The sequence below is a fragment of the Nocardioides dokdonensis FR1436 genome, from assembly GCF_001653335.1.
GTDB classification, from domain to species: domain Bacteria; phylum Actinomycetota; class Actinomycetes; order Propionibacteriales; family Nocardioidaceae; genus Nocardioides; species Nocardioides dokdonensis.
Window position 1 is genome coordinate 3209413 of sequence record NZ_CP015079.1, and the last position, 14573, is coordinate 3223985.

Sequence of the window (14573 nt, forward strand, 5' to 3'; positions counted from 1 at the left end):
GGCTGAGGCATGTCCCGGCAAAGAAACACCATGAAGGTCGCACCGCCCAGCTCACCGAGTTGACGCGGTACACCCCGAGGGGTAAGTTTCTGCAGGTTGCCCCGCCGCTGGAGCCGAGAGGTTGCAGGACGGTGTGCGTCTGATTCTTGAGAACTCAACAGTGTGTCATAGTCGACGAATTAGTTTGTTATGCCCCGTCGATCACCGAAGCCCTTTTGGGGTGGGTGTGGTTGATGGTTTCTTTGGTAAGACGATGATTCTGGCAATTGTCAGTTTTGTTCTCTTGTCGGGGGCATCTCTTTTTGCTGCATCGGCCCTCAAGGGGGAAGGTGTGGTGTTGTTTTTCAACGGAGAGTTTGATCCTGGCTCAGGACGAACGCTGGCGGCGTGCTTAACACATGCAAGTCGAGCGGTAAGGCCCTTCGGGGTACACGAGCGGCGAACGGGTGAGTAACACGTGAGTAATCTGCCCCTCACTTCGGGATAAGCCTCGGAAACGGGGTCTAATACCGGATACGACACAGACCTGCATGGGTTCTGTGTGGAAAGTTTTTCGGTGGGGGATGTGCTCGCGGCCTATCAGCTTGTTGGTGGGGTAATGGCCTACCAAGGCTTCGACGGGTAGCCGGCCTGAGAGGGTGACCGGCCACACTGGGACTGAGACACGGCCCAGACTCCTACGGGAGGCAGCAGTGGGGAATATTGGACAATGGGCGGAAGCCTGATCCAGCAACGCCGCGTGAGGGATGACTGCCTTCGGGTTGTAAACCTCTTTCAGTGGGGACGAAGCGCAAGTGACGGTACCCACAGAAGAAGCACCGGCCAACTACGTGCCAGCAGCCGCGGTAATACGTAGGGTGCGAGCGTTGTCCGGAATTATTGGGCGTAAAGGGCTCGTAGGCGGTTTGTCGCGTCGGGAGTGAAAACACCGGGCTTAACTCGGTGCTGGCTTTCGATACGGGCAGACTAGAGGTATTCAGGGGAGAACGGAATTCCTGGTGTAGCGGTGAAATGCGCAGATATCAGGAGGAACACCGGTGGCGAAGGCGGTTCTCTGGGAATTACCTGACGCTGAGGAGCGAAAGTGTGGGGAGCGAACAGGATTAGATACCCTGGTAGTCCACACCGTAAACGTTGGGCGCTAGGTGTGGGGTCCATTCCACGGATTCCGTGCCGCAGCTAACGCATTAAGCGCCCCGCCTGGGGAGTACGGCCGCAAGGCTAAAACTCAAAGGAATTGACGGGGGCCCGCACAAGCGGCGGAGCATGCGGATTAATTCGATGCAACGCGAAGAACCTTACCTGGGTTTGACATACACCGGAAAGCTGCAGAGATGTAGCCCCTTTTAGTCGGTGTACAGGTGGTGCATGGCTGTCGTCAGCTCGTGTCGTGAGATGTTGGGTTAAGTCCCGCAACGAGCGCAACCCTCGTCCTATGTTGCCAGCGGGTTATGCCGGGGACTCATGGGAGACTGCCGGGGTCAACTCGGAGGAAGGTGGGGATGACGTCAAGTCATCATGCCCCTTATGTCCAGGGCTTCACGCATGCTACAATGGCCGGTACAAAGGGCTGCGATCCCGTGAGGGGGAGCGAATCCCAAAAAGCCGGTCTCAGTTCGGATTGGGGTCTGCAACTCGACCCCATGAAGTCGGAGTCGCTAGTAATCGCAGATCAGCAACGCTGCGGTGAATACGTTCCCGGGCCTTGTACACACCGCCCGTCACGTCACGAAAGTCGGCAACACCCGAAGCCGGTGGCCTAACCCCTTGTGGGAGGGAGCCGTCGAAGGTGGGGCTGGCGATTGGGACGAAGTCGTAACAAGGTAGCCGTACCGGAAGGTGCGGCTGGATCACCTCCTTTCTAAGGAGCACACGCCCCGATGTCAGACGCATGTTCTGGCACGTATGGTGGTGTTCACTAGTGGAATCGTCGATGATGTTTCTTTCACCTGTTGGTGGGGGTTGTCTTAGTACTGTCGTTCATCTCTTCGGGGGTGGGGGGCGTGGAACGGAGGAGCCTGCTGGGAGGTGGGGGACTGGCACACTGTTGAGCTTTGAGGGATCAGATTCCCTTCGGGCCGGTCTTTGACTGGTGGCGAGGGGGTTTGGTTTGCTCTGTGCCTCCTTTGCTCCGCATCTCATCTGTTGGTGGGTGTGGGGGTGTTGGTGGGCTGGTTGTTTGTGAATTGGATAGTGGACGCGAGCATCTGACGCGATGAAGGCTCTCTCCTCTTGTGTGGGGTGGGGGTGTTGGTCGTGTCTTTCTAGATGTGTAATTAAGTCTAGTCTTTGTAGTTTTTGTTGAGTGTTTGTGAGACAAGCTATGAAGGGCACATGGTGGATGCCTTGGCATCAAGAGCCGATGAAGGACGTAGGAGCCTGCGATAAGCCCTGGGGAGTTGGCAACCAAGCTGTGATCCGGGGGTGTCCGAATGGGGAAACCCAGCTGGAGTCATGTCCAGTTACCCGCGCCTGAATATATAGGGCGTGTGGAGGGAACGTGGGGAAGTGAAACATCTCAGTACCCACAGGAAGAGAAAACAAAAGTGATTCCGAGAGTAGTGGCGAGCGAAATCGGATGAGGCCAAACCATGTACATGTGATACCCGGCAGGGGTTGTGTATGTGGGGTTGTGGGACCGTATGGGAGGATCTGCCGGTCTTCCACACAGTAAGAAACTCACGTTGAAGTTGAAGTCCATTGGAAAGTGGCGCCGTAGAGGGTGATAGCCCCGTAAGTGTAAGTCGTGAGCTGTGATGCGGTATCCCAAGTAACACGGAACCCCTGAAATTCCGTGTGAATCTGGCGGGACCACCCGTTAAGCCTAAATACTCCTTGATGACCGATAGCGGACAAGTACCGTGAGGGAAAGGTGAAAAGTACCCCTGGCGGGGAGTGAAATAGTACCTGAAACCATGTGCCTACAATCCGTCGGAGCTTTGCTCACACTTTGTGTGACGGGGTGACGGCGTGCCTTTTGAAGAATGAGCCTGCGAGTTTGCGTTGTGTTGCGAGGTTAACCCGTGTGGGGAAGCCGTAGCGAAAGCGAGTCCGAATAGGGCTACTTAGTAGCACGATCAAGACCCGAAGCGGAGTGATCTATCCATGGGCAGGTTGAAGCGCGGGTAAGACCGCGTGGAGGACCGAACCCACTTAGGTTGAAAACTGAGGGGATGACCTGTGGATAGGGGTGAAAGGCCAATCAAACTCCGTGATAGCTGGTTCTCCCCGAAATGCATTTAGGTGCAGCGTCGCGTGTTTCTTGCCGGAGGTAGAGCACTGGATAGCTAATGGGCCCTACAAGGTTACTGACGTTAACCAAACTCCGAATGCCGGTAAGTGAGAGCGCGGCAGTGAGACTGCGGGGGATAAGCTCCGTAGTCGAGAGGGAAACAGCCCAGACCATCAGCTAAGGCCCCTAAGCGGTGACTAAGTGGAAAAGGATGTGGAGTCGCAGTGACAACCAGGAGGTTGGCTTGGAAGCAGCCACCCTTGAAAGAGTGCGTAATAGCTCACTGGTCAAGTGATTCCGCGCCGACAATGTAGCGGGGCTCAAGTCACCCGCCGAAGCTATGGCATTCATGCGAGCCCAGCATCCCCTTGAGGGGTGTTCAGGTGTGTGGATGGGTAGGGGAGCGTCGTGTCGCGAGTGAAGCGCCGGAGTGATCCAGGTGTGGACGCGACACGAGTGAGAATGCAGGCATGAGTAGCGAATCACGTGTGAGAAACACGTGCGCCGAATGATCAAGGGTTCCAGGGTCAAGCTAATCTGCCCTGGGTAAGTCGGGACCTAAGGCGAGGCCGACAGGCGTAGTCGATGGACAACGGGTTGATATTCCCGTACCGGCAAAGTAGCGCCCATGACGAACCTGGTGATGCTAACCATCTGAAACATCCATGATCGGACCCTTCGGGGCGAGACGCGGGTGCGTAGCGTGGGACCCGAACTGGTAGTAGTCAAGCGATGGGGTGACGCAGGAAGGTAGTCCAACCGTACCGATGGTTGTGTACGGCTAAGCATGTAGGGCGTCATCTAGGCAAATCCGGATGGCTGACTTCGATGTCGAGCTTGAGATGTGATGGGGACCCCGTATGGGGGAAGTGGATGATCCTATGCTGTCGAGAAAAACCTCTAGCGAGCTATGCGCCGCCCGTACCCCAAACCGACTCAGGTGATCAGGTAGAGAATACTAAGGCGATCGAGCGAACCACGGTTAAGGAACTCGGCAAAATGCCCCCGTAACTTCGGGAGAAGGGGGGCCCGGAACGTGAACACCCTTGCGGTGGGAGCGGGAAGGGCCGCAGAGACCAGGCCCAAGCGACTGTTTACTAAAAACACAGGTCCGTGCGAAGTTGTAAGACGATGTATACGGACTGACTCCTGCCCGGTGCTGGAAGGTTAAGAGGACCTGTTAGGTGGTAACACCGAAGCGGAGAATTTAAGCCCCAGTAAACGGCGGTGGTAACTATAACCATCCTAAGGTAGCGAAATTCCTTGTCGGGTAAGTTCCGACCTGCACGAATGGAGTAACGACTTGGGCGCTGTCTCAACCGTGGACTCGGCGAAATTGCACTACGAGTAAAGATGCTCGTTACGCGCGGCAGGACGGAAAGACCCCGGGACCTTTACTATAGTTTGGTATTGGTGTTTGGTTCGGCTTGTGTAGGATAGGTGGGAGACTGTGAAGCATTCACGCCAGTGAGTGTGGAGTCAACGTTGAAATACCACTCTGGTCGTACTAGATGTCTAACCTAGGTCCGTCATCCGGATCAGGGACAGTGCCTGATGGGTAGTTTAACTGGGGCGGTTGCCTCCTAAAGAGTAACGGAGGCGCTCAAAGGTTCCCTCAGCCTGGTTGGCAATCAGGTGGCGAGTGTAAGTGCACAAGGGAGCTTGACTGTGAGACAGACATGTCGAGCAGGGACGAAAGTCGGAACTAGTGATCCGGCGTCGGCATGTGGAAGCGGCGTCGCTCAACGGATAAAAGGTACCCCGGGGATAACAGGCTGATCTTCCCCAAGAGTCCATATCGACGGGATGGTTTGGCACCTCGATGTCGGCTCGTCGCATCCTGGGGCTGGAGTAGGTCCCAAGGGTTGGGCTGTTCGCCCATTAAAGCGGCACGCGAGCTGGGTTTAGAACGTCGTGAGACAGTTCGGTCCCTATCCGCCGCGCGCGCAGGAAACTTGAGAAAGGCTGTCCCTAGTACGAGAGGACCGGGATGGACGAACCTCTGGTGTGCCAGTTGTCCCGCCAGGGGCACGGCTGGTTGGCTACGTTCGGAAGTGATAACCGCTGAATGCATCTAAGCGGGAAGCACGTTTCAAGATGAGGTTTCCCACCGGGTTAACCGGGTAAGGCCCCCAGCAGAACACTGGGTTGATAGGCCGGAGGTGTACAGCAGCAATGCCTAGCCGACCGGTACTAATAGGCCGAGGGCTTGTCTTACACTCACTCAGCTGAACCTACAAAGTCTCGCGTCCACGAATCCACACACACAGACAACACGTGTATGATCACATGTGAATAATGGCTTGGTAACCAGCCACACCAGACGGTGAACACACCCGTCTGGGCTGGTACCGCAAGAGTTACGGCGGCCATAGCGAAAGGGAAACACCCGGTCCCATCCCGAACCCGGAAGTTAAGCCTTTCAGCGCCGATGGTACTGCAACCGGGAGGTTGTGGGAGAGTAGGACGCCGCCGGACAATAATTGGCAGCAGCCCCACCGCATCGCGGTGGGGCTGCTCGCATTTACAGGGCATTTGCGCTCGCACGACTTTCGGCAGGCCGGTCGGACAGCGGCAGCTCCGGGCGGTGGGTCGGCAACCGTTCTGGCTGCCCGTTCGGTTGCCGGTTCACCGCTGGCCCGCTCGCGCACGACTCAGGGCAGGCTCGGACGTCTCGACGCGGTGGGGTCCATCAACTGGAGTCGCAGGGGAGGGCCCGCTCCTGTCCACAGGGGGCCGCAGGGGTGTCGTGTCCACAGACGCCGCCACGAGCCCGGTGCGGCCGGCCGGTGCCTGCGAGCGTGGGTCCTGGAGGTGGTGCGGATGCCCACGAAGAAGACCGATGTGCTCAACGAGGTGCGGCTCCAGGGGCGTGTCTCGCAGCAGCCCGAGCGACGGGAGCTGCCGAGCGGGGACGAGCTGTGGACCTTCCGACTCGTGGTGCCGCGCGCTCCTCGCAGCGAGCGCCCCGACGAGCAGGGCGGTCCTCGAGGCACGGTCGACGCGATCGAGTGCGCGGTGTGGGATGCCCGGGTCCGACGCAGCGTCGCGCGCTGGCAGGCCGGGGACGTCATCGAGGTCGAGGGCGCCGTCCGACGACGGTTCTTCCGGACCGGTGGCGGTACCGGGTCGCGGGTGGAGGTGGAGGTCAGTTCGGGGCGTCGGGTCCGGCGTGGACCGGGCGCATGAGCACGCCCACGCTCGGCTTGGGCTGGAAGGACGTCGCCTTCTCGGGCAGCAGGGAGCCGCCCCCGAGCACTCCCATCACCTCGTCGAGCTCGAGGGCCGGGAGCAGCACCGCGGTGCCGAGCCCCGCGTCTGCGCCGGCGAGAGCCTGCTCGGCAGCGTGCAGGTGGTCCGCGTCGGGTCGCTGGCTGCGCGCCCGTGCCAGCACCGGGACCAGGTCGCGGTGCAGCACGTCGACCGCCAACCGGCCGGCCGGGACTCCCACCCAGGCGGACTCGTCCCGGTCGGTGAGCACGAGCACCCGACGGTCCAGCGCAGCCAGCGCCTGCTGCCGGCTGCCGGACGTGACGACGAGACCGAGCGCGCGTGCCGCGTCCACGACCTCGGGGAGGGCCACGCCCCGCAGCATCCGGTGCACGGCACCGAGGAACAACGGGGTGTCCTCGTGGTCCACCAGCATGGCGAGCCCACGCGACCACGGGCCGCTGCCACCATGGGTGGCGCACAGCCGGAGGTAGGCGGCATACCGGTGGTGGCCGTCCGCGATCAGGGCTCTGGTGCCCTCCAGCGCCGCTGCCACCCGGGCGAGGAGGTCTGGTTCGGTGAGCGCCCAGGCGCGGTGGTGCTGACCGGTGGGGTCGTCCAGCTCGACGCAGGGCGGGCCGGCGATGACGTCCGCGAGCAGCGAGCGCAGCGGCGCCGGAGCCCGGTGCGCCAGCAGGATCGGTGCCGGCTGGAGCTGCATCTGGCCCATCCGACGCTCGAGCTCGTCGACGTGTGCCGGCAGCACCCGCTCGTGGGGCAGCACCGTGCCCCGCTCTCCCGGCCGCACGGTCCGGGTCAGGTCGAGTGCCCCGACGAGGCCCCGCACGGTCATCCCTCGCGTCGTGTACTCGTGCAGCCACAGGGCCGGCGTCTCGTCCTGCACCGCCAGCCCGCGCCGGACCCACTCGGCGATGCGGTCGGGGACCTGGTCGTGCGGGTGGGCGAACGCTCGGGCGCCGGCCGCCGTACCGATCCGGTCGGCGCTCAGGTGCAGGGCCCGGAACGGCAGCAGCCGAACGGGTCCGGCGAGGGCGGCCGGGGAGACCACAGCGCTCTCATCCATCGCTGCATCGTAGGGTGCGGTCCGGACCACGGCGGGGGAGGGATGCAGGTGCTGCACAGGACGGACACGGCGTTGAGCCGACTCCACGACCTGGCGATGCTCGACCTCGACGGGGTCGTCTACGTCGACGGTGACGCCGTGGCGCACGCTGCGGACGCGATCACCGCGGCCCGACGGGAGCAGATGCGGGTCGCCTTCGTCACCAACAACGCGTCCCGGACACCCGGCACCGTGGCGGCGCACCTGCGCGAGCTGGGGGTGGAGGCCGCCGAGGCCGACGTCGTGAGCTCCGCCCAGGCCGCCGCCCGCGTCCTCGGTGACCGGCTCGGAGCCGGGGCACGCGTGGTGCTCCTCGGGGCCGTCGGGCTGCGGGAGGCCGTCGAGGCCGCCGGGCTGGTGCCCGTGGGCGTCGAGGACGATGCCGAGGCCGTGGTGACCGGCTACGGCCCGGACGTGCTGTGGCGCGACGTGATGCGCGCAGCCGTGCGGATTCGGGAGGGGCTGTGGTGGGTGGCGAGCAACACCGACATGTCGATCCCCACCGCCTACGGCGTGGCCCCCGGCCACGGTGTGCTCGTGGAGACCCTGCAGCGCTTCAGCGGTGTCGACCCCGTGGTGGCCGGCAAGCCCGCGCGCCCGCTGCTGGAGGAGACCGTGCGCCGCGTCGGTGGCCAGCGTCCGCTGATGGTCGGGGACCGTCTCGACACCGACATCGAGGGAGCCTCGGTGATGGGCATCGAGTCGCTGCTGGTGCTGACCGGCGTCACCGACCTGACGACGCTGGTGCGGGCCGAGGCCCACGAACGACCCACCTACCTGCACCCGGACCTGCGCGGACTGCTCGAGGCCCATCCCGAGGTGGAGCAGGAGGAAGGTGCCGCGACCTGTCGCGGGTGGCGGGCCGAGGTCACCGACGGACAGCTGGGCGTCGAGGGCGAGGGCGCGGGCGCCGACTGGTGGCGTGCGGTCGCGGTGGCGGGCTGGGCGCACCTGGACGCCACGGGGGAGCCCGCCGGGACCGACAACCTGCTCGAGCCCTCCTCCTCGGACGCGCGGTAGCCTCACCGCCATGACCGAGCAGCACCCGGCGAACGAGGCTCCCGGCACCGGCCCGCGCCCCGGCCCGCGCACCGGCATGGTGGCCGTCGACGACGTCGTCGCCTCCATCGAGACGCTCGACGTCCGACCGGTCGGGGAGCACCCCCGGGTCTTCGAGGCCGCGCACGACGCGTTGCGCCGGGCCCTCGACAGCGACCCGGACGTGGCGCCCGCCCGTCCGGACGAAGGCTGAGCCGGATGCCGCCCCGCCGACTGCGCCTCGACGCGGAGCTGGTCCGTCGCGGCCTGGCCCGCTCCCGCGAGCACGCCTCGGACCTGGTGACCCAGGGTCGGGTGAAGGTCTCGGGCGCGGTGGCCGCGAAGCCGGCGACGGGGGTCACCACCGACGTGGCGATCGTGATCACCGAGGTGGACGGCGTCCCCGACTTCGTCTCCCGGGGCGGGCACAAGCTCACCGGCGCGCTCGCGGCCTTCGGACCGCACGGCTTCGAGGTCGCGGGGCGTCGTTGCCTGGACGCCGGCGCGTCCACCGGCGGCTTCACCGACGTCCTGCTGCGCCACGACGCGGCCGAGGTGGTCGCGGTCGACGTCGGCTACGGCCAGCTCGCCTGGGCCATCCGCCAGGACGAGCGGGTGCGGGTCCACGACCGCACGAACATCCGTGAGCTCACCCCGGCGCTCATCGACGGACCCGTCGATGTCGTCGTCGGCGACCTCTCGTTCATCTCCCTGGTGCTGGTGCTGGACGCCGTCCTGTCGGTGTGCGCCGCGGACGCCGACCTCGCCCTGATGGTCAAGCCCCAGTTCGAGGTCGGCAAGGACCGGGTCGGCAAGGGCGGCGTCGTGCGCGACCTCGACCTGCGCGCCGAGGCCGTGACCACGGTGGCCGCCGCCGCTGCTGCGCGCGGCTGGGGTGCGGTGATGGGGACCACCAGCCCGCTGCCCGGCCCGTCCGGCAACGTCGAGTTCTTCCTGTGGCTGCGCCGGGGCCCGGCGCGCATCGGCGCCGACGACATCGCCCGACTCGTGCGGGGCGAGGACCCGGTGGGGGAGCCGGGTGAGAGGGTGGAGGCGTGAGCCAGCCCCCCGCGACGACCGACCAGCAGCCGGGGCAGCGTCGGGTGCTGATGCTGACCCACACCGGGCGCGACGAGGCCCGGGCCGTCGCCCGTGAGATCGCCGGCGCCCTGGTCGCCCACGGCATCGTCGTGCGGATGATCGACCGGGAGGCCGGGGACCTCGCCATCACCGACGGGGTCGAGACCACCGACGTGGAGGCCGACGCCAGCGCCGACTGCGAGCTGACCCTGGTGATCGGCGGGGACGGGACCATCCTGCGCGCCGCCGAGATCACCCACGAGTCCGGCACCCCGGTGCTCGGGGTCAACCTGGGCCACGTCGGCTTCCTCGCCGAGGCCGAGCACGACGACGTCGCCTCGGTCATCGACGCGGTCGTCGGACGCCGCTACACCGTCGAGGACCGGATGAGCATCGACGTCCGGGTGCTGCGCGACGGCGAGGTCGTCACCTCGACCTTCGCGCTCAACGAGGCGAGCGTCGAGAAGGCCGCGCGGGAGCGGATGATCGAGGTCGTCGTCGAGGTCGACGGGCGACCGCTCTCGCGCTGGGGGTGCGACGGCGTCGTGTGCGCCACCCCCACCGGCTCGACCGCCTACAACTTCTCGGCCGGCGGCCCCGTCGTCTGGCCGGGTGTCGAGGCGCTGCTGATGGTCCCCATCAGCGCGCACGCGCTCTTCGCCCGCCCCCTGGTCGTCGCTCCCACGTCCGTGCTCGCCGTCGAGGTGCTGGCCCGCACCGGCTCCGCGGGAGTCCTGTGGTGCGACGGCCGACGTGCCGTCGACCTGCCGCCCGGTGCCCGCATCGAGGTGCGCCGCGGCGAGCGCCCGGTGCGGCTCGCCCGGCTGCACCAGGCCCCCTTCACCGATCGGCTGGTCGCCAAGTTCGGCCTGCCGGTCGAGGGCTGGCGCGGCGCGAGCGAGCGTCGGCGCCGCGGTGAGCCCACATGATCGAGGAGATCCGGATCAGCTCGCTCGGCGTCATCGACGCCTCGACGCTCGAGCTCGGCCCCGGCCTGACCGTGATCACCGGTGAGACCGGTGCCGGCAAGACCATGATCGTCACCGCCCTGGGTTTGCTGCTGGGCGGACGCAGCGACAGCGGCGCCGTCCGGGTCGGTGCTCGCCACGCGCGGGTCGAGGGCGTGGTGCTGGTCAGCGACCTGCCCGGGCTCCGGGCCGCGGTCGAGGAGGCCGGGGGCGAGGTCGAGGACGACCGGGTCGTGCTGGCGCGCAACGTCTCCGCCGAGGGGCGCTCCCGCGCCTTCGTCGGCGGCGCGACAGTGCCGGTGTCCGGCCTGGTCGCGGTGGCGGAGCCGCTGGTGGCTGTGCACGGCCAGTCCGACCAGCACCGGCTGCTGCAGGCCAAGGCCCAGCGGGCCGCGCTCGACAGCTTCGGTGGCCCGGCCCTGGCCGAGCTGCTGGCGAGCTGGACCACCCTGTTCGACCGCCTGCGCGTGGTCGAGGCCGAGCTCGACGACGTCGTGGCGCACGCCCGCGAGCGGGCCCGCGAGGCCGACCTGCTCCGCTTCGGGCTCGAGGAGGTCGAGCAGGTCGCCCCCGAGCCCGGCGAGGACGAGCAGCTGGCGGCCGAGGAGACCCGGCTCGGGTTCGCCGACACCCTGCGCGCCGCCGCGGAGCAGGCCCGCGAGGCCCTGTCGAGCGACGAGGGCAGCCCCGACGCACTGGCGACCACCTCCGCCGCCCGGACCGCGCTCGACGGGGTCCGAAGCCACGACGCCGAGGCCGGCGAGCTGGCCGACCGGTTGGCCGAGGTCACCTACCTGCTCTCCGACGTGGCTGCAGACGTGGCCGGCTACGCCAGCCGCATCGACACCGACCCGGCCCGCCTGGCCGGGGTCTCGGAGCGTCGAGCGGCCCTGACCGCGTTGACCCGCAAGTACGGCGACACCCTCGACGAGGTGCTGGCCTGGTCCGAGCAGGCCGCGTCCCGCCTGCTCGAGCTCGACGGCACCGACGAGCGCGTCGAGCAGCTGCGGGCCGAGCAGACCGGTCTGCGGGAGGAGCTCGGTGCGGTGGCCCTGCGGCTCACAGCGGCCCGGGTGGAGGCGGCCGCCCGGCTCGCCGACGAGGTCACCACCGAGCTGGCCCTCCTGGCCATGCCGCACGCGCGCCTGGGCATCGAGGTGCGCCAGCACGAGAGCGCGGCCCCGGCCCCGGGCGACCAGCCCACCGGTGGACCGCTGCGGGTCGGCGACCGCTGGTTGCGCTACGCCCGCTCCGGCGTCGACGAGGTCGAGCTGCTGCTCGCCGCCAACACCGGCACCGAGGCCCGCCCGCTCCACAAGGGCGCCTCGGGCGGTGAGCTGTCGCGCGTGATGCTGGCCCTCGAGGTGGCGCTCGCCGGCACCAGCCCCGTGCCGACGTTCGTCTTCGACGAGGTCGACGCCGGGGTCGGTGGTGCAGCTGCGGTCGAGGTGGGGCGCCGACTGGCCCAGCTGGCCCGCACCGCCCAGGTGCTCGTGGTCACCCACCTGCCCCAGGTGGCGGCGTACGCCGACCGGCACGTGGTGGTGCGCAAGTCCCACGACGGCAGCGTCACCAGCTCGGGCCTCACGCTGCTGGACGAGGAGGCCCGCGAGGTCGAGCTGTCCCGCATGATGGCCGGGCTCGCCGGGTCCGAGACCGCGGTCGCGCACGCCCGCGAGCTGCTCGAGGTCGCGCAGCCCGCGCGCGCCCTGGCCTGAGCAGGTCGAGACCCGGCTCACACCGCAAGCCCCGGCGACACGGCGTGCGGGTTCCCCGACCACGCCCGGCGCGGTGCGACAGTGGAGAGATATGAAGCTCTCGGCCCGCCGTCGTCCCGTCCCGCCCCTGCCCGGTCTGCATGCCACCGCCCGGGTGGAGCGGCGCCCCCGCACCCTCCTGCCGCGTCTGCGTCCCGGCGACGTGGCGGTCGTCGACCACTCCGACCTGGACCGGGCCACCGCGCAGGCGCTGGTCGACGCAGGCGTGGTCGCGGTGGTCAACGCCGCCCCGATGCTGTCGGGGCGCTACCCGGCGCAGGGCCCCGAGCTGCTCGCCCGCCACGGCGTGCTCCTGCTCGACCGCGTCGGCGCAGCCGCGACCGGCGTGAAGGACGGCGACGGGGTCCGGCTGCACGAGGGTGTGCTGCACCTCGAGGACGGCCGCGCGCTCGAGGGGCGGGTCCTCGGCGCCGACACCCTCGAGGAGGAGCGGGACCGGGCCCGCCTCGGGCTCGCCTCCCAGCTGGAGACCCTGACCCACAACGCCGCCGAGCTGCTGCGCCGCGAGGAGGACCTGCTGCTGCACGGCCAGGGCCTGCCCGCCCTGGGCACCCGGTTCGAGGGCCGCTCCGCCGTCGTCGTGGTCGAGGGACCCGAGGTCGCCACGGAGCTGGCGCTGGTCGCTGCCTACCTGCGCGAGCAGCACCCCGTGATCGTCGCCGTGCACGGTGCCGCCGACCGCCTCGTCGCCGCCGGCATCCGTCCCGACGTGGTCGTGGTCGACGGGCAGGGCGATGTGGAGCTCCCTCGCGCGGCGACGCTCAGCAACGCAGCCGACGTGGTCGTGGTCGTCGCCCCCGGCGGCGGCACCGCCACGGTGGCCGCAGTGGAGCGCACCGGCGCCCGCGCCGCCACGCTCAGCACCGCCACCACCGCCGAGGACGCCGCGCTGCTCCTGGCGCACGCCGGCGGCGCGACCCCGATCGTGGGGGTGGGGCTGCATGCCGACCTCGAGGACTTCCTCGACCGGGACCGTGGCGGCCTGGCCAGCACCTACCTGACCCGGCTCGCGCTCGGCCCGCACCTGGTCGACGCCACCGCGGTGCCCTCGCTCTACTCCGGCCGGGTGCGTCCCCACCACCTGTACGTCGTGATGCTCGCCGGCCTGGTGGCGCTGCTCTGCGCCCTGCTCGTCACCCCGGTCGGCCAGGAGTGGGCCACCGCGGGCGGCGACCGCCTCAGCGAGTGGACCTCCGCCCTGACCTCCCGACTCTCCGACTCCTGAGGGAGCCACCGTGATCACCTACCGTCACCACATCGTCTCGCTGGTCGCCGTCTTCCTGGCCCTGGCCGTCGGCATCGCCGTCGGCGGCGGCCCGTTGGCCGACCCCGACCGGACCGACGCCGCAGCGGCCCCGGCCGATACCGGCAGCGAGCAGGTCGGGCTCGTGTCCGCCTACGCCGACTCCTTCGCCACCTCCGGCGCCGCACGACTGCTCGGCCAGCGGCTCGAGGACCGCTCCGTCGCGCTGCTGACCACCGGCGGCGTCGAGGAGGAGGTGGTGGTCGCGCTGACGGGGCAGATCGAGGCGGCAGGCGGCTCGGTCACGGCGCGCTACGAGCTGCTCGACCGGCTCGTGGGCGGCTCCTCCACCTCGCTCGTCGACACCCTGGGCGCCCGCCTGGCTGACGAGGTCGACGACGGTGCCGTCGACCCCGACGCGGCGGCGTACGACCGGATGGGCCAGCTGCTCGGCCTCGCCGTATCGACGTCGGCGCCCGACGGCACCCCGGCCGGTGCCGGGACCAGCACGCTGCGCCAGGGCCTGGCCGGCGCCGACCTCGTCTCCAGCAGCGACCCCGAGGCGCCCCGCGCACCGCTGGTGCTGCTGGTCCTGGGCGAGGACACCGACCCCGACGTGCTCGCGGGTCTGGTCTCCGGTGTGGCGACCGTCGCCGGCGGCACCGTGGTGGCAGCCGCCTCCGACTCCGCGGAGGACGGGACGCTGGCTGCGCTGCGCGAGGCCGGGACGCCCGGGGGAGTGGTCAGCGTCGACGGTGTCGAGAGCGCCCTGGGACACGTCAGCACCGCCCTCGCGCTGCTCGTCGCCACGAGCGGTGCCGGCGGTGACTTCGGGCCCCACGGGGCGGACGGCGCGGTCCCGGTCCCCTGACCGGTCCCGACGTGGGATAGCATGGAGTTC

The 14573-nt window shown here is 67.7% G+C and carries 9 protein-coding genes and 3 rRNA genes; 11 read left to right on the forward strand and 1 reads right to left on the reverse strand.

The features are described from left to right. Window positions 1-344: 344 nt before the first annotated feature. From I601_RS15190 to I601_RS15205, 4 genes are all read left to right on the forward strand, one after another. Window positions 345-1861: ribosomal RNA gene (locus tag I601_RS15190) — 16S ribosomal RNA — on the forward strand. A 453-nt stretch (window positions 1862-2314) separates the two neighbouring features. Next, window positions 2315-5449 (forward strand): 23S ribosomal RNA (locus I601_RS15195). Between the two features lie 144 nt (window positions 5450-5593). Next, window positions 5594-5710: ribosomal RNA gene (rrf, locus tag I601_RS15200) — 5S ribosomal RNA — on the forward strand. The 16S, 23S and 5S rRNA genes sit together here, the layout of an rRNA operon. Window positions 5711-6055: 345 nt before the next feature. Beyond that, entirely contained in the window at window positions 6056-6421 is a 366-nt protein-coding gene (locus I601_RS15205; protein ID WP_068111471.1) for a single-stranded DNA-binding protein, read from the forward strand. Here the strand turns inward: I601_RS15205 and I601_RS15210 are convergent. Next, window positions 6381-7526 carry a DUF1015 family protein gene (locus tag I601_RS15210; RefSeq protein WP_084527680.1) on the reverse strand — a complete coding sequence of 382 codons (1146 nt, stop codon included), beginning with the start codon at window positions 7524-7526 and terminating at the stop codon, window positions 6381-6383. The genes I601_RS15205 and I601_RS15210 overlap by 41 nt on opposite strands. 72 nt (window positions 7527-7598) lie before the next feature. On the opposite strand from I601_RS15210, the gene I601_RS15215 reads away from it, so the two are divergent. The 7 genes from I601_RS15215 to I601_RS15245 all read left to right on the forward strand — a co-directional run bounded on the left by I601_RS15215 (window position 7599) and on the right by I601_RS15245 (window position 14543). Continuing rightward, entirely contained in the window at window positions 7599-8585 is a 987-nt protein-coding gene (locus I601_RS15215; RefSeq protein WP_237089428.1) for an HAD-IIA family hydrolase, read from the forward strand. 10 nt (window positions 8586-8595) lie between these two features. Further along, window positions 8596-8817 (forward strand): hypothetical protein, encoded by a 222-nt coding sequence (locus I601_RS15220; protein WP_068111477.1) that lies wholly within the window; start codon window positions 8596-8598, stop codon window positions 8815-8817. A gap of 5 nt (window positions 8818-8822) precedes the next feature. Continuing rightward, window positions 8823-9662, forward strand: a complete 840-nt coding sequence (locus I601_RS15225) for a TlyA family RNA methyltransferase (RefSeq protein ID WP_068111479.1) — start codon at window positions 8823-8825, stop codon at window positions 9660-9662. Window positions 9663-9712: 50 nt separating this feature from the next. Continuing rightward, a complete protein-coding gene (locus I601_RS15230; RefSeq protein ID WP_068115031.1) occupies window positions 9713-10612 on the forward strand; it encodes an NAD kinase in 900 nt (299 codons plus the stop codon). After that, window positions 10609-12369, forward strand: coding sequence for a DNA repair protein RecN (gene recN, locus I601_RS15235; protein WP_068111482.1), 1761 nt, complete (start codon window positions 10609-10611; stop codon window positions 12367-12369). Before I601_RS15230 ends, recN begins: the two co-directional genes overlap by 4 nt. 91 nt (window positions 12370-12460) lie before the next feature. Then, window positions 12461-13654: a putative cytokinetic ring protein SteA gene (steA, locus tag I601_RS15240; RefSeq protein ID WP_068111487.1), complete on the forward strand. Its 1194-nt coding sequence runs from the start codon at window positions 12461-12463 to the stop codon at window positions 13652-13654. Between the two features lie 10 nt (window positions 13655-13664). Beyond that, window positions 13665-14543: a copper transporter gene (locus I601_RS15245; RefSeq protein WP_068111490.1), complete on the forward strand. Its 879-nt coding sequence runs from the start codon at window positions 13665-13667 to the stop codon at window positions 14541-14543. Window positions 14544-14573: the final 30 nt, after the last annotated feature.